Origin of the sequence: Staphylococcus taiwanensis, from assembly GCA_020544305.1 — a bacterium.
Classification (GTDB): Bacteria; Bacillota; Bacilli; order Staphylococcales; family Staphylococcaceae; genus Staphylococcus; species Staphylococcus taiwanensis.
Window position 1 is genome coordinate 1,629,394 of the sequence record CP058667.1, and the last position, 17,111, is coordinate 1,646,504.

12 protein-coding genes are annotated in these 17,111 nt (G+C 32.5%); 2 read left to right on the forward strand and 10 right to left on the reverse strand.

The genetic code is table 11. From position 1 onward, the window contains the following. Positions 1-17: 17 nt before the first annotated feature. From hslV to ylqF, 10 genes are all read right to left on the reverse strand, one after another. Positions 18-563: an ATP-dependent protease subunit HslV gene (hslV, locus tag HYI43_07705; GenBank protein UDI78432.1), complete on the reverse strand. Its 546-nt coding sequence runs from the start codon at positions 561-563 to the stop codon at positions 18-20. Then, positions 564-1,457, reverse strand: coding sequence for a tyrosine recombinase XerC (gene xerC, locus HYI43_07710; GenBank protein UDI78433.1), 894 nt, complete (start codon positions 1,455-1,457; stop codon positions 564-566). A gap of 144 nt (positions 1,458-1,601) precedes the next feature. Then, a complete protein-coding gene (trmFO, locus tag HYI43_07715; protein UDI78434.1) occupies positions 1,602-2,909 on the reverse strand; it encodes an FADH(2)-oxidizing methylenetetrahydrofolate--tRNA-(uracil(54)-C(5))-methyltransferase TrmFO in 1,308 nt (435 codons plus the stop codon). A gap of 26 nt (positions 2,910-2,935) precedes the next feature. Next, positions 2,936-5,005: a type I DNA topoisomerase gene (gene topA, locus HYI43_07720; GenBank protein ID UDI78435.1), complete on the reverse strand. Its 2,070-nt coding sequence runs from the start codon at positions 5,003-5,005 to the stop codon at positions 2,936-2,938. A 188-nt stretch (positions 5,006-5,193) separates the two neighbouring features. Continuing rightward, positions 5,194-6,066 carry a DNA-protecting protein DprA gene (gene dprA, locus HYI43_07725; protein ID UDI78436.1) on the reverse strand — a complete coding sequence of 291 codons (873 nt, stop codon included), beginning with the start codon at positions 6,064-6,066 and terminating at the stop codon, positions 5,194-5,196. Positions 6,067-6,250: 184 nt separating this feature from the next. Continuing rightward, a complete protein-coding gene (locus HYI43_07730) occupies positions 6,251-7,480 on the reverse strand; it encodes an aminoacyltransferase (GenBank protein UDI78437.1) in 1,230 nt (409 codons plus the stop codon). A 300-nt stretch (positions 7,481-7,780) separates the two neighbouring features. After that, positions 7,781-8,686, reverse strand: coding sequence for a succinate--CoA ligase subunit alpha (gene sucD / locus HYI43_07735; GenBank protein ID UDI78438.1), 906 nt, complete (start codon positions 8,684-8,686; stop codon positions 7,781-7,783). 21 nt (positions 8,687-8,707) lie between these two features. After that, positions 8,708-9,874 (reverse strand): ADP-forming succinate--CoA ligase subunit beta, encoded by a 1,167-nt coding sequence (gene sucC, locus HYI43_07740; GenBank protein UDI78439.1) that lies wholly within the window; start codon positions 9,872-9,874, stop codon positions 8,708-8,710. A 111-nt stretch (positions 9,875-9,985) separates the two neighbouring features. Next, positions 9,986-10,753 (reverse strand): ribonuclease HII, encoded by a 768-nt coding sequence (locus tag HYI43_07745; protein UDI78440.1) that lies wholly within the window; start codon positions 10,751-10,753, stop codon positions 9,986-9,988. Beyond that, the gene (gene ylqF, locus HYI43_07750) at positions 10,737-11,621 is read right to left on the reverse strand and encodes a ribosome biogenesis GTPase YlqF (GenBank protein ID UDI78441.1); all 885 of its coding nucleotides are present in this window, start codon (positions 11,619-11,621) and stop codon (positions 10,737-10,739) included. Before ylqF ends, HYI43_07745 begins: the two co-directional genes overlap by 17 nt. Positions 11,622-11,857: 236 nt before the next feature. On the opposite strand from ylqF, the gene HYI43_07755 reads away from it, so the two are divergent. After that, a complete protein-coding gene (locus tag HYI43_07755; GenBank protein UDI78442.1) occupies positions 11,858-14,452 on the forward strand; it encodes a YfhO family protein in 2,595 nt (864 codons plus the stop codon). 1 nt (position 14,453) lies between these two features. Further along, complete coding sequence (locus HYI43_07760; GenBank protein UDI78443.1) at positions 14,454-17,072, forward strand: YfhO family protein; 2,619 nt, start codon at positions 14,454-14,456, stop codon at positions 17,070-17,072. The last annotated feature ends 39 nt before the right edge of the window (positions 17,073-17,111 follow it).

Genomic DNA, 17,111 nt, shown 5'->3' on the forward strand with positions numbered 1-17,111 from the left:
TTTCCATTTTTTGAAAATTATAGCGTTTCCACAATAATGTTATCATTTGTGAATACACAAATGTCAGATGCAACTTTCAAACTTTCATAAGCCATTTCTTTAGCAGATAATTGGCTAGCGTGTCGTTTTAAAGCTCTACCCGCACTGAGTGCATAGTTACCACCAGATCCAATTGCAATCAAATCATCATCTGGAGCAATAACTTCACCAGTACCACTAACAACCAATATTGCATCTTTATCCATAACGATTAACATCGCTTCAAGTTGACGTAGTTGTTTATCACCGCGCCATTCTTGAGCTAGTTCAACTGCTGCACGCTCTAAATTACCACTAAACTGTTGTAGTTTAGTTTCGAATTTTTCAAATAGAGTGAATGCGTCAGCAACACTTCCGGCAAATCCTGCTAACACTTTACCTTCATAAAGTCTTCTAACTTTACGAGCAGTTTGTTTCATTATCACTTGTTCACCAAGTGTTACTTGACCGTCACCAGCCATAGCCGCTTCACCATTATGTCTTACTGCATAAATTGTTGTTGCATGTAATGATGTTTTACTCATTTATTTACTCTCCTTTTTCGCTCGAGGATGTGCATTTAAATACACTTTACGTAATTGTTGATTCGATACATGTGTATACTTTCCAGTCGTAGAAAGATTGACATGACCAAGTAAAGATTGAACAGTTCTTAAATCCATTCCTTGATTCAATAAATGTGTAGCAAATGTATGTCTGAGCTTATGTGGATGTATATTAGTAACACCAGCTGTACGTTTGACAATATCATTAAGGACGTATCTAACGCCTCTTTCAGTAATAGGCTCACTTTTAAGATTTACAATAAGAAATGAGTGATTAACATTATGAATAGGTTTGAACTCATTTAAGTATTGTTCAATACTTTGACGGCAAAATTCTCCAAAAGGAACAAAACGTTCTTTATTACCTTTTCCTAGTACTTTCACACCAGGCAAAGACATATCAATATCGTTGAGTTGAATATTCACTAATTCTGAAACTCGAATCCCAGTCGCATATAATAATTCTAAAATAACTCTATCTCTTAACCCTTTTTTAGAATCTTTCGCAACTGTTTTAAACAAAGCCTCCATCTCTTCTTCATAAAAGAATTGTGGTAGATATTGTTCTTTTTTAGGATGAACTAACTGTACAAATGGATTAACGATCGTTTCATCTTGCGTCATCCAAAATTCATAAAACGTTCTTAATGTAGAAATTTTCCGTGATACAGTAGTTCGTTTCAAATTTTGAGAATACAAAAAACTCAAATAATTTCTTGCATCTTTATATTCAAATGTTTTAAGATCTAGCAATTCTTGATCTAAAAAAAGATTAAATTGTACTAAATCATCATGATATGATTTTAAGGTATGGGCGGAGAAGTTTCTTTCAACTTTAAGCATATTTAAGAATATTTCTTGGATTTCTTCCACTTAAAAATCCCCTCCATCATATGCATTGTAGCATATAATATAAAGGGGACTAAAATAATTAGCTATAGAATTCAAAATCTTTTGAGAATTATTTAATATATCGAATAAATAGTCTTTTATTTTAATTAAAATTTCATATAAATTTTATAGTGTCTTCTTATAATTTTCAAGATATTCTAAAGCTCTATTTGCTTGAGCTTCGTATCTTTCTTTTTTATCTTTGATACGTTTTTCAAGTGAAGGTAACAATCCAAAGTTAGCATTCATTGGTTGGAAATTCTTTTCATTTTTAGCATGCGAAATATAATAAGCCATACTACCTATCATTGTTTCCCTAGGGAAAATGACTTCACCTTTACCTAATAGTTTATGCGCTAAGTTAATGCCTGCTACAAGACCGCTTGCAGCACTTTCAACATAGCCTTCAACCCCAGTCATTTGTCCAGCAAATTGAATTCTATCTTCATTAATTAATTCATATTTCTCATTTAAAACATCAGGAGAATTTATAAATGTGTTTCGATGCATCACACCATATCGTACGATATCTACGTTTTCTAATCCTGGAATTAATTGGATTACATCTTTTTGAGCTCCCCATTTTAAATGAGTTTGGAAACCAACAATGTTATATAAGGTGCCCGCTGCATCATCTTGTCTCAATTGCACAACTGCAAATGGGCGTTTACCAGTTTTAGGATCTTCAAGCCCAACTGGTTTCATTGGTCCGAACAATAATGTTTTACGACCGCGTTCAGCCATCACTTCAAATGGCATACAACCTTCAAAGTATTTTTCCTTTTCAAATTCATTAGTAGGTGCTACTTCCGCTGCAAGCACAGCGCCATAGAAACGATTAAACTCCTCTTCAGTCATAGGACAATTTAAATAAGCGGCTTCGCCTTTATCATAACGTGATTTTAAATACACTTTATCCATATCAATTGACTCTTTTTCGATAATTGGAGCAGCTGCATCATAAAAATACAATTGGTCTTTACCGGTAATATCAACAATTTCTTTAGCCAAATTCTCAGTTGTTAATGGACCTGTTGCAATAATCGTATGACCTTCAGGAATACTATGAATTTCTTCATTTAAAACTGTCACGTTTGGATGATTTCTTAATGTTTCAGTAATATAACCCGAAAAATCATGTCTATCAACCGCTAAAGCACCTCCAGCAGGCACTCTAGCTTTATCAGCTGCAGCTATAATAAGTGAATCCAAGCGTCTCATTTCTTCTTTTAAGACACCTACACCATTAGTCAGTGCATTACCACGTAATGAATTAGAACAAACTAATTCAGCAAATTTATCAGTATGGTGTGCTGGTGTTTGTTTAACAGGACGCATTTCTATTAAGTTTACTTTAATTCCACGCTGTGCTAATTGATAAGCTGCTTCTGAACCAGCTAAACCTGCACCAACGACATTAACTTTTTGACTCATAGTCACCCTCCTAAAAAATTATTTTTCTATTTTTGAACTTCTTCTTTATAATCACAGTTTGAACATATTACTTGTGAACTACGTCCTTTTTTATGTTCCATTAAGTAGTGATTACATTTAGGACAGTCGCGACCTACAGGTTTATCCCATGAGATAAAGTCACAATCTGGATAATTTGAACAACCGTAAAACAATCTATTTTTCTTAGATTTTCTTTCAACTACGTCGCCATCTTTACATTTAGGACATTTAACACCAATGGTTTTTACAATTGCTTTAGTATTTCTACAATCCGGGAAGTTTGAACAAGCCATAAATTTACCATAACGTCCCATTTTGATAACCATTGGTGATCCACATACTTCACAATCTTCCCCAGCTGGTTCATCTTTAATTTCTACTTTTTCCATTTCATCTTCAGCACGTTCAACATCTAATTTGAAACTTCCATAGAAATTATCAATTACTTTTCGCCAGCCAATATCTCCTTCGGCAATTTTATCAAGTAAAGTTTCCATGTTTACTGTAAACTCTACATCAATAATTTCAGGGAAATAGTCTTTAACCTGCTCATATACAATTTCGCCTAGTTCAGTAGGTACAAATCGTTTACTTTCAAGTTTAACGTAATTACGTTTTTGAATAGTATCAATCGTAGGTGCGTATGTTGAAGGTCTACCGATTTTTAGTTCCTCTAAAGTTTTAACTAAACGTGCTTCTGTATAACGTGGAGGCGGTTGAGTAAAGTGTTGTGCTGGTTCAATCTGAGTAGCAGTTACTTTATCGCCCTCGCTTAAATTCGGCAATTTATTTTCTTTATCATTCTCTTTATCATCTTTCGCTTCAACATATAAAGTCATGAAACCTTTAAATTTAATTGTTTGACCATTAGCTCTAAACTTAATGTCATTTTGTGTAACATCTAAAGCTACCGTGTCTAAAATTGCTGGGGCCATTTGGCTAGCTACAAATCTTTCCCAAATCAATTTATATAAACGATGTTGGTCTCTAGTTAAATATGCTTTCATTTCGTCCGGTGTACGTAACGTACTCGTTGGACGAATAGCTTCATGGGCATCTTGATCTCCTTGCTTACCTTTAGCTGTTCTATTCGAAATATAATCTTTACCATATTTCTCCTCAATGTAAGACTTAGCTTCATCCTTAGCTGTTTGAGAAATACGAGTAGAATCGGTACGCATATAAGTAATTAAACCAACTGTACCTTGTCTTTTAAGGTCAATACCTTCATATAATTGTTGTGCTAACATCATCGTTTTACGTGCTTTAAAGTTTAATTTACGTGCAGCTTCTTGTTGTAGTGTAGACGTTGTAAAAGGGTTAGCTGGGTTTCTAGTTTTTTCTTTTTTGTTTACATTAGTGATTTCAAATTCGTCACCATTTAATTCAGCTGTGATCTTCTCAACGTCTTTCTTATTTTTCAATTTAAAAGGTTTATTTTTATAATGTAGAAACTTAGCAGTAAACTTAGATTTTTTATATCTAAATTCTCCTTCAATTGACCAATATTCTTCAGGTTTAAAATTACGAATTTCATTTTCACGATCAATCACTAATCTTAATGCGACTGATTGAACTCTACCTGCTGATAATCCTTTTTTTACTTTCTTCCATAATACTGGAGAAATATTATAACCAACTAGTCTATCTAAAATACGACGTGCCTGTTGCGCGTCTACTAAATCCATTTCTATACCACGAGGATGTTTGAAACTTTCTTTTACTGCATCTTTTGTAATTTCATTAAATACAACTCTATTTTCTTTTGAATCGTCAAGTTCTAAAATTTTTGATAAATGCCAAGCAATCGCTTCACCTTCACGGTCGGGGTCACTTGCAAGAAAAACGTTTTTCGCTTTCTTAGCATATTTCTTTAAGTCTTTAACAACAGGACCTTTACCGCGAATTGTAATATATTTTGGTTCATAGTTATCTTCTACATCGACACCCATTTGACTTCTTGGTAAGTCTCTCACATGTCCCATAGAAGCTATTACTTTATATTTTTTACCTAAATACTTTTCAATGGTTTTAGCTTTTGCAGGCGACTCAACTATGACTAAATTATCTGCCAAAGTGAATTCCCCCTTGCTTTTTCGAGTACTAAAGATAAATGATAAACGGTTAATTTTGATTTTGTCAATCTTTAAATTCTTTTAACGCAATTTTTATTCAATCATTAATTAAATTTAGTAATATAAATTACACAAATATTCTTATTGAGAAATGTAAGTTTTAACCATTCAAGACACAACTTATTTAATTACAGTATATGATAATCATATAATATATCTTCTGCCTCGGATATAATCATAGCACCTTCTTGAGCACGTAGTAAGTTACCTTTTGTTAAAGGATTAAATATTGATCCAGGTAATACATAAACATTTCGATTTTGTTCTAGCGCACAATCTATAGTAATTTGACTACCACTCTTCACCCGTGCTTCAGTAATTAGTACACCTCTAGAAAGACCGCTTATCAGACGATTACGTTGTGGAAAGTGATGTTTAGCAATCTTTTTAAATGGTGGATATTCACTAATAACAAGCCCTTTCTCTTCAATAATATTGCGTAACTTTAGTGTTTCTTTCGGATAATGTATCATATGTCCATATCCTAATACAGCTATTGTAGGAAGTTGATATTTTATTGCAAAATGGTGTGCTAAGCTATCTGCACCTTTAGCTAATCCAGATATAATCGTTAGTGGTATTCGTTTAAAATGAGGAAATAAATATTGTAATGCTCTTGCAGAATAATTAGTAGCAGTGCGAGACCCAACAACACCTAGAGTATTAGTAGAATTTAATAACTTTACATTTCCACGGTAAAATATGAGAAGAGGAAAATCGTATATTTCTTTAAGTAGCTTAGGATAATTGGGGTTTAAGAATGTAACATATCTCACATCATTATCTTTTAAGAAGGTTAAAATTTCACTTAAATCTATATCAATAAATTTGTCTATTAGCTTATTATGATTGTATATTTCATCCCATATCCTTAAAGTATCTTTTTGATCTTTATAAGACAAATTAAAATAGTCAGGATATAACGAAAGTAAGTGGTGTATCTGATGGGTAGAATAACCAACCCATCGCATTTTTAATAATAATTCATCGTTGTTAGTCATGATGTCTTCTCCTTTAATCTCATTATAAAGTAATTCTGTCAATTTGATATTTCATTATAAATACATTTCATTATCGAAATAAAATTAAAACTTAATGAGTAAAATAGAAGATTTACTTATGTAAACTAGCTTTTATAAAAGTAAAAAGTAGAGATTTATATCTATATCATCTCTACCTCATTTATTATTTCCTATATAATTTATACAACAATTTATTTACTGGCTTAATAAAATCGCCTACATATTCTTCTACAAATGCATTGAATCCTTTTTTAAATTGTTGAACACCATAATCTTCTGCATCCTCACCAAAGTCGCCAGTTATGCCGTAGAAATTATAACGCTCTATGCCTTTCTCTTTTGCGTAGCGTATCATATCCCATTGTAGACAATAGGCACCCATAAATTCATTGTATTTAGGATTAGAACCACTTGATAAATAGTACATTTCGTGATTGTTATAAATAAACAATGCAGCAGCTAAATCAAGTAATGTACCATCCGTAATGATTAATTGTTCAGTTTTTGCTATTTTATTATAAAGGCTTTCTAGTTGTTGATTTAATTGCTGATATTTTGTTTTTGTCTTTTTTGAATTAGCATTCACGTTTAATGATTGTTTAATTTTAGTCATTTTCTCTTCTAATTCTATCGCTCGTTGCTTTAATAAATTTATATATTTATTTAAATCAATATAAGCTAACTTCATACATGCTTTATCACCATAAATTTCAAGCATTTGTTTGAAATAAGGTTCTTCTTGAAAATGAAAACCATGTTTTTCTTCAGCCATGTGAAACAGTCGATAAAATCTATTAGTTTCTTTTATTGATAAAGTTTTAATTTGCACACCCATTTCAATTGTCTTCATAATGTTACGTCTGGTTTGATATGACATGTCTTTTAATAATTGTTGTTCACTTTTATCTTTTAAATCTAATATAGAATGCCATCTTATTTGACTCATAGCTGAGTAGCCAGTTGTAAAACCTTGATGTTGGTATCCTAATTTATACATCACCTTGAACCACTGTTTATTGTTAAAGTGTTCTATAATCTCACCGTCAGCACTTCTTATATTCTCCAAGACATAAGGGTCAACTAGTATGAAAACACCTCTTCGCATACGTACATAATTCGTTAATTTTTTAAAGAAAAATTCAACTAACGCTAAATTAGTAAAATCCATCACTGGTCCTCGATGGGTATAAAAGTATTTAAACACCTTAAATATACGTGCATCTGTTAATAAACAGGCAGCAACTACGTTACCGCTTTCTTTGACACCGACAATATGAACCCCTAAATTTCGTGCTTTCCTATATTTATATAACTCTTCAATCTGAGTATAATGCGAAAATTGTTGTTCTACAAAGGATCTATATTCGTTAATATTCAATTTAGTAAATTTCATTTTTTTGAGCTCTCTTTCATTTATTGATGCTTTATTCATTGATTATTTCTAAATGAAAGAAATTTATTATCTGTGTTGTTTTAATATCATGATGTTTACTCCTTAATACTTATTTATAATTAGAATATCACTATTCAATAAAATTGTTAATAAATTTTGCAAAACTATATAAAAAAAAACAAAAACCTAGACTCTGTAACAATTGATTGTCTCCATTCGAAATTAATAAATTTAATATCAACTTCGAATAGAGACTGTCAATAAGAGTCTAGGCAATGTTTAATTAGAAATTATTCATATTTATTTAATTGTTAATAATTCTTCATAAATACCAGCTTCTTTAGCTGCTTCGATTAATGTAGTACCGATTTCTGAAGGTGTATCTGCAGTTTTAACACCACATTCATTTAATGTTTTAATTTTTTCATCTGCAGTACCTTTACCACCAGAAATAATCGCACCGGCATGACCCATACGTTTACCTGGAGGTGCTGTTTGACCACCAATGAAACCAATAACTGGTTTGTTCATATTCGCTTTAATCCATTCAGCTGCTTCTTCTTCAGCTGTACCACCAATTTCACCAATCATTACAACAGCTTTAGTATCTTCATCTTCATTGAATTCTTTAAGTACATCGATGAAGTTAGTACCGTTAACTGGGTCCCCACCAATACCTACAGCAGTTGTTTGTCCAATGCCTTCTTCAGTTAATTGATGAACTGCTTCATAAGTTAAAGTACCAGAACGAGAAACTACTCCTACATGACCTTTTTTATGAATATAACCTGGCATGATACCAATTTTACATTCATCAGCTGTGATAACGCCTGGGCAGTTTGGTCCTACTAAACGTGTTTTTCTACCTTCTAAATAGCGTTTAACTTTAACCATATCCACAACAGGAATATGTTCAGTAATACAGATTACCATATCTAAATCTGCATCAGCTGCTTCTAGAATTGAATCAGCAGCAAATGGTGCTGGAACATAAACTACTGATACGTTTGCACCTGTTTCTTCTTTAGCTTCTGCAACTGTATTGTAAACTGGAACGCCTTCAACGACTTGTCCACCTTTACCTGGTGTTACCCCTGCAACAATTTGTGTGCCGTAATCAAGCATTTGTTTTGTATGGAAAAGGGCAGTAGACCCTGTGATACCTTGTACCATTACTTTAGTATTCTTATCTATAAATACACTCATCTTAGTGTTCCCATCCTTTCCTTACGCTTCTTTAACAAGTTTAACAATTTTTTGTGCACCTTCAGCCATTGTAGCTGCTGGTTCAATTGCTAATCCTGATTCATTTAAGATTTCTTTACCGCGTTCTACATTTGTACCTTCTAAACGTACAACTAATGGTAAAGTTAATTCGACTTCTTTAACTGCTGCTACGATACCTTCAGCGATGACATCACATTTCATGATTCCACCAAAGATATTTACGAAGATACCTTTAACATTGTCATCACCTAAAATGATTTTGAATGCTTCAGTAACTTTTTCTTTCGTAGCGCCGCCCCCTACGTCTAGGAAGTTAGCCGGATTTCCACCAAAATGATTAATCGTATCCATTGTTGCCATAGCTAAACCAGCACCGTTTACCATACAACCAATATCACCATCTAATGCGATGTATGATAAGTCATATTTAGATGCTTCGATTTCTTTTGGATCTTCTTCTTCTAAGTCACGTAATTCTTGGATATCTTTATGTCTGAATAACGCGTTATCATCGAAGTTAATTTTTGCATCTAACGCTAACACTTCACCATCACCAGTAGTTACTAATGGGTTAATTTCAACGATAGAGCAATCTTTTTCGATAAATACGTTGTATAAAGAAATTAAGAATTTCGCTGCTTTATTAATTGATTCTTTTGGAATATTAATATTGAAAGCAATACGACGTGCTTGATATGGTGATAAACCTACCACTGGATCAATTGTTTCTTTAAAGATTTTTTCTGGAGTTTTAGCAGCAACTTCTTCAATTTCAGTACCGCCTTCTTCAGAAGCCATTAAAGTGATACGGTCAGTTGCACGGTCGATAACAAAACCAACGTAATATTCTTTTTGAATATCGCAACCTTGTTCGATATATAAGCGTTTCACTTCTTTACCTTCTGGTCCAGTTTGGTGTGTAACCAATTGTTTACCTAATAATTCATTAGCGTAAGTTTCAACTTCAGATAGTGATTTAGCAATTTTAACACCACCTGCTTTACCTCTACCCCCAGCGTGGATTTGTGCTTTAACCACATAAACCTCTGAATCTAATTCTTTCGCCTTTTCCACTGCTTCTTCAGCAGTAAATGCTACTCGTCCTTCTGGAACTGCTACGCCCATTGAACGAAATATTTCTTTACCTTGATACTCGTGGATATTCATCTTCCATCCTCCTGCTTCTTAGGTTAAGTTCATTTACAATTATAAAAAATGAAAGCGCTATTGTAAACTGAAAGTGTTCCACTTTTTGCAATAAATTTAAAATTCAAATAATTACAACATAGATTTTACTGGTTCAAAACTTTTACGATGGTGTGGTGTAATACCTAATTTAGCTAAGCCTTCAAGATGTTTTTTAGTTCCGTAACCTACATTTTTATCAAAGTCATAACCAGGATAATCTTTCGCAATATCTTTCATCAACGCATCTCGATATTCTTTTGCCATAATACTTGCCGCCGCTATCGATACACTTTTTGCATCACCTTTAATAATTGAAGTTTGAGGAATTGGTGTATCTAATGTCATTGCATCAATTAATAAGTGATTAGGTCGATGACTTAATTGATCTAAAGCTCGTTTCATGGCAAGTTTTGTGGCATTATAAATATTTAGCTTATCAATCTCATCTGGACTGGCAATTCCATATGCATAATCTAATACACCATCTTTAAGTTGACAGTTTAATCGTTCTCTTTTAGTGGCCGAAACTTTCTTCGAATCATCCAATCCCAAATATTGGTGCCCTTCATTCAAGATTACTGCACATGCTACAACTGGTCCTGCTAATGGTCCGCGACCGACCTCATCTATCCCACAGATTAACGCTTTTGAATTTGAACTTAACAACTCAGTCTCATATTGTTTCATTACATTGTAATGCGCTATGATTTCTTTTTCTTTTAAAAGTTGTTTGCGTCGTCTTTCAATATTTAGTTGAACACCTTTTCGGGTATCTTTGTTTAAATCGTGTTGATCTAATTCCTCTATCGATTTAATCTCAGCCAATATACCTTTTACTTCATTAATTGTTTGCGTCATTGTCTAATTCACTCTTCATTTCTGCATATAAGTCGAAGCAATAAGTACCAATTTTAGCGTTGCGTACATCATTAATGATAAGTTCAATCACCGCTTCATAATCTACTTCATTACCTCTTTGTAAAAGTCCGCGTCGACGTCCAATCGCATCAAACCATTCTAATATTTCTGCGTCACTTGGTACATCAATTTTATAATGTTGTTTGAAGCCATCTAAATCATGTTTAAGTAAGAACTGTAAACCATAAATAGCAACTTCATCTAAATGAACAATGCTATCTTTAATTGCACCTGTTAAGCTTAATTTCTTACCAACAATTTCATCTTCGAATTTAGGCCATAAAATACCTGGCGTATCTAACAATTGAAGAGATTGACCAACCTTAATCCATTGTTGTTGTTTGGTTACACCTGGCTTATTTCCTGTTTGAGCTATATTCTTTCTTGCTAACTTATTAATTAATGTTGATTTACCGACATTCGGTATACCAACAATCATTGCTCTAATCGCTCTAGGTTTAAGTCCTTTAGCTTTTTCTCGCTCAAATTTTTCTTTTGTTGCTTCAATAGCAGCGGTTTCCACACCTTTTAAATTTTTACCATGTTTCGCATCCACTGCTACAGGATAATATCCTTTTTCGATAAAGAATTGTTCCCATTTCTGCATCTCATTTAGATTTGACATATCTTTTTTATTTAGAATAACCACACGTGGTTTTTGCTTAATTACTTCATCAATCATTGGATTACGAGAACTATATGGAATTCGTGCATCAACTAATTCAAAGACAACATCAACTTTCTTAAGTTGTTCTGTCACTTCACGTTTGGCTTTGGCCATATGTCCTGGATACCATTGAATTGGCATAATTATTCACCTTACTTTCAATTAATTCTATTTCAACTTTTTGATTATACTCGAAAAGAAAAACGATAACCACTTTAACTTAAATTCAACCTCTATTTTAGCATTCATTATTTAAAACGTTAAAGTACTGTAAATTTGCCATTCATCAAAGCATAATTACTTTTAATCCGATAACCTATCCCCTACAATTAATATGTTGTTATATAAAAATCACTTCCTAAATTTAGAGGTTAAATATGAAGAAAATATTAATTTACATAAGTTTATTTCTAGTATTATCTCTACTAGGACATAGTTACATTATTTATCGCTTTATTCATGACGGTATATTATTCACTGGACCAAATGATGGTATTGAACAAATGGTGCCAATTCAAATGTTTTTATTTGAAAAGTGGAGTCATGGCAATCTTTTCTATGCTACTGATTTTGGATTGGGTGGAGATTTCTTCACTGATTTAAGTTATTATTTTTCAACAAATATACTATTTATCTTAAATGTGATTGTTATAATCATTTTGAAAACATTTATACATATAAATACGCAAGGTCTTCTTTTTTGGATGATTAATGCGCTAATCATTTCAATCTTAAAAGCGAGTATCGCGATGTACTGTACCTATTTATATAGCAAATTTATCTCTCGCAATACTTGGATTAGTATCATTATGGCTTTTCTCTTTGTAATGTCACCGCTTTATTATCGCTTTACAGTTTATTGGCCATTCTTTAGTGATGTGTTTATTTGGATGCCCTTATTATTACTATCGATTGAACGTGTCTTGCAAAAGCAAAAATTCGGCCTGTTTATTGTTACAGTGACATTATTAATGATTAATAATTTTTATTTTGCATATTATCTATGCCTTATCGGTGCAGGTTATATATTTATTCGACTAATCTTTAGACATCCAAAAGATATCGTTTCACGTGGTAAAGCATTTCTGTTTTTATGTATCAGTGCTTTACTTGGGCTAGGTAATAGTTTATTTATGTTTTTTCACGGTGCACAAAGTTTCATCAACAATCGTCGTGTACCCTTTTCAGGAACAGTTAATACCTTTGAAAAGTTAAACATCAATACAAATATCTTCTTTGATAATTATTTGATTGTATTACTATTTATAACAATACAAGCGCTATTGTGTTTTAAACTTTATAAACATTATTACTATCGTTTATTCGCTATACTAACGCTTGTATTTATTCTACTAAGCTTTGTACCATTTATAGATCAAGTGTTCAATGGCTTTTCAGCACCTCAAAAACGCTGGCACTTTATACTTTCATTTAATTCAGCGATATTAATTGGTTTATTCCTGAAATATTTCAGAACATTGAAAATTAAAACATATATTTTTAGTAATATTATTGCTGAAATAATCATATTTGCGAGTGCGATTACCTATCACAAATTCGTAGCGTGGCTCGTACTTGTGCCTATTGTTTCTTTAATAGGTTTACTTATTTTAATGTTAAAAGATAGAAAATATCGTCTAAATTTAAGTTATTTATTTGGTGTATCAATTATTATACTTAGTTTAATGGTTTCCATTGTCTTTATTAAAAATCAAATTTATTTTAAGGATCATCAAGATCGTGCCAATACATTCTATATTAATTCAAGTCTTTATAGTTCAGATTTACAACGTGCGCTTGTTAAAGAGATGAATACGAGTAAACATGAAGATGAACGTATAGATTGGCGCGTTAATGAACAAGATAACACGCCGATGTACCAGCACTTCAAAGGCTTAAGTTTATATTCAAGTATCTTCCATCACAATATTCTTGATTATTATTATGATAACTTAAAGATTAATCTTGCTGAAGAATCGTTAAGTCGTTATCAATCAACGAATGGTCGTCAAAATATTGCAAGCTTATTTTCAATTCGATACATGATGTTAAAAAATTATCAAGGTAATTTGCCGGCCTATTTTCAAAAAGTAAAAACAAGTGGACAGTATACTATATATGAGAACACGCTTAATCTACCTTCAGTGAAAGTTACAAATCATATTTATAATAGTAACTCTTTAAAAACAGTCATGGATAGAGAACATGCCATGTTAGATGGCGTAGTGATTGATGGTAAAGGTACGTCATATAATTCTAAAACACCAAATTTACTGTCTAAATCAACCATTCAATATCACAATATTAAACAACTTGGTCACAATAAATATAAAGTTGTTGGTGGTAATGGTGGCACTGTCAAATTGCATTTACCTAAATCTTTACGCCAGAAATATGATGATTTCTATGTCACTATGAAAATTAAACGTGGCAATCCTGACAGCAATTATACTGTAGCTGTAAATAATTACGCTAACAATCGTCTATTTAATAATTCAACGTATCGTACTGGGGTTGATACTCAGTTATATCGCACACAACCCGATAAAAATGGTGATATTCAGATTATGTTATCACCAAATGGTGAATTTTATATGGATTTACAGCAATTAAATGGCGAAAATTATGATACGCTAAAAAAAGCACATCAACATGCAGATTTCAACTCTGAATATAAAGATATTAAAAATGGTGTTGAAGTATCATTAGCTAAACATACTAAAGGTGTGGCAACCATTAACATACCTTACCGTGAAGGTATGCGTGCCTACGTCGATGGTACACGCGTCACCCCATTTAAAGTCAACTATATGATGACTGGTGTGCACGTTGATAAAGATGCTAAAAACATCACAATTAAATATCAACCACCTTATTGGAATACGATGATTTTTATTTCATTAGTAAGTATCATCATTAGCATTCTATTTGTAAGATTTAGTAATTCAAAAAAGAGAAAGATGAGGAAATAAATTGATTAAGAAAATTTGGACGAAACCTTTGTGGACGCTTGGTTTCATATTTATAATTGCTAATCTTGTATCTTTAACAATATATTATCCGTTTATTCGAGATTACGTGAAAGATGGCGCTGTATTTAGTGGTTCTGGAGATGGTTTCAGACAAATGATGCCTTTCCAATTATATTTATACGACCATTTTTCTCATTTTAAAGGATTTTATGATCAATCTTTTGGTTTGGGTGGAGATTACGTTAAAGGATTAGCCTACTACTATTCCTTATCACCTATGATGTGGGCTAATTTCATTGTGGTCTGGCTTGGTGAACATATATTACATTGGCAGCCACAAGAAATTAGTTTTTGGCCTACAAATCAGCTTGTCGTGGCATATGCACGTACTGTCATTACTTTTATTTGTGCGTTTTATTATTTTAGATATTTAAAATTAAAACCTGCACCACTTTTAATAGCAACAATTTTATATGGTGCATCAACTGTAGTACTTTATTATAACTTTACGTGGTCCTTTTACGGCGATTTGTTAATTTTATTACCCTTGTCGTTATGGGGTATGGAACGACTATTTCAACGCGGTAAAATTGGCCTATTCATTTTTGCCGTAGCTTTAACGTTATTTTCTAATTTCTATTTTAGCTATTACCAAGCAATTGTCTTAGGTATCTATTTTGTATTACGAACGATATTTAAATATCGTTACGATATCGTCACACGTTGGCAAAAATTTTATCTATTATCCATAGGTACAATATTAGCGTTACTTTCTAGTATCTTAGGTTTTTATACTGGGGTATCCTCATTTTTAAATAATGATCGTCAGCAGAATAATGATTTTAAAATAACTTTATTTACAGATTTAACTAAAAATAATTATTACATCTTTTCTAATGGATTTTATGTCACTATTTCATTAATTGCCTTGGTCGCTCTATTAACGCCTAAACTATATAAACATTATTACTATAAAATATTTGCTATTATTACTTGGTTCTTACTCATTGGTTCATTATCTCAATATTTTGATAGTGCTTTTAATGGATTTTCATTACCACAACGTCGTTGGGTATATTTCCTAGTACTATCTACTAGTGCATTGATTGCCTTGTATATTCATCACTTATCAGAATTGACGATGTTCCAGTATTTATTCGCTGCTATTCCAATATTCATTTTAGGCACCATTCGATATATCATCGCTGATAATTTTGTAAATTGGATGATTGTGGCCTTATTTATCATTATTGTGCTGGCATTACTTGTTTATAAAAAACAATTGCTCAGTAAGCCCATTGTACTTGTAGGGATTGTGCTTCTCTTCTTCTGTCAACAAGTGATTATGACTCATGATTCAAGCGCACGCACCATCAAGCCTTATACAGCCACAACTCATTTCATGAATGATTCTAGCTACCATAATCAAGCACTAGCTAAAAAGATTGATACTTTAAATGATAAACATGCTAATGATCCTTTTCATCGTATAGATTATATGTCTATGTATGCTTTGAATTCACCATTTATTTATCACTATAATGGTATTTCATTATATTCTAGCATTTTCGATGGAGCTATTTTGAACTATTATGATAAGCAAATGCAAATTAATATGCCCGTTGATAAAAACAGTACCTATCGCTATTTAGGTAATCGCGCTAACTTAGAAGCATTATGGAACGTCCATGATCGTTTCCGTCATCCAAACGATTTGAATATGCCTTATGGCTTTGAAAAGGCAGAGACCATTAAGAACGGCAAAGACAAATTAATACATTCCACAAATACTATCGACTATCCTGCGGCTCACGTTACCGATAAAGTATATGACGCAAGTGACCTTAAGTCACCAATAGATCGAGAACAGGCAATGTTACAAGGCGTCGTCTTTAATGATAAATCAGTAAAAACCAATACTTCATTCAAAGCGAATAAGAATTTACTGAATAATGCACAAATGTCTACAAATGATGCTACTTGGCATAAAAATAACCATGTAACCGTTCATAAAAATGATGGTGGGATTACGTTAGCTTTACCGAAGTCCATGGCGACTCAATATAAAGATATGTATGTTGAAATGGATGTAGAATTACTTTCACCAGATAAAGCACACACTGTTGGCGTAAATGAATATGCACAAGATCGTAATCCACTTAGTTATAAATATCGTCGTTTCGTCACACCTGTGACCATGCGTGTGAAATCTTCAGATGCGTTGAAAGTTCATTTATCAAAAGGTAATTATCGTTTATCTATAAAAGGTATTTACGGCGAAAATTATCGCACTTTAAAACATGCATCAAATGATTTAACTCCTGTCAAAGTTAAAAGCAATCGCAATGGCTACACGATAACTAAACCTAAACAGTCTTCAGGCTATGTGATTTTACCGACAGCATATGCTAAAGGAATGCATGCCACAGTCGATGGTAGAAAAGTGGAAGTCAAACAGGCAAATGGTATTATGACAGCAATACCAGTAAGTAAAAATGATACACATATACGTTTAACCTATACTCCACCATATTTCTATCCGTTAATGATAATAAGTGTGATGGGCCTTGTTGGCAGTATCATCTTTAGTTTATGGTTAAAAAGAAAGTATAATGCGTAATGGATTAATAAGACTTTACAATAAATTGGACTGGAGACA

Excerpts from the sequence above, each read along its gene's own strand:
- hslV (UDI78432.1), bottom strand. The coding sequence starts at position 563 with ATGAGTAAAACATCATTACATGCAACAACAATTTATGCAGTAAGACAT.
- trmFO (UDI78434.1), bottom strand. The coding sequence starts at position 2,909 with ATGAGTCAAAAAGTTAATGTCGTTGGTGCAGGTTTAGCTGGTTCAGAA.
- dprA (UDI78436.1), bottom strand. The coding sequence starts at position 6,066 with ATGACTAACAACGATGAATTATTATTAAAAATGCGATGGGTTGGTTAT.
- HYI43_07730 (UDI78437.1), bottom strand. The coding sequence starts at position 7,480 with ATGAAATTTACTAAATTGAATATTAACGAATATAGATCCTTTGTAGAA.
- sucD (UDI78438.1), bottom strand. The coding sequence starts at position 8,686 with ATGAGTGTATTTATAGATAAGAATACTAAAGTAATGGTACAAGGTATC.
- sucC (UDI78439.1), bottom strand. The coding sequence starts at position 9,874 with ATGAATATCCACGAGTATCAAGGTAAAGAAATATTTCGTTCAATGGGC.
- HYI43_07745 (UDI78440.1), bottom strand. The coding sequence starts at position 10,753 with ATGACGCAAACAATTAATGAAGTAAAAGGTATATTGGCTGAGATTAAA.
- ylqF (UDI78441.1), bottom strand. The coding sequence starts at position 11,621 with ATGCCAATTCAATGGTATCCAGGACATATGGCCAAAGCCAAACGTGAA.
- HYI43_07755 (UDI78442.1), top strand. The coding sequence starts at position 11,858 with ATGAAGAAAATATTAATTTACATAAGTTTATTTCTAGTATTATCTCTA.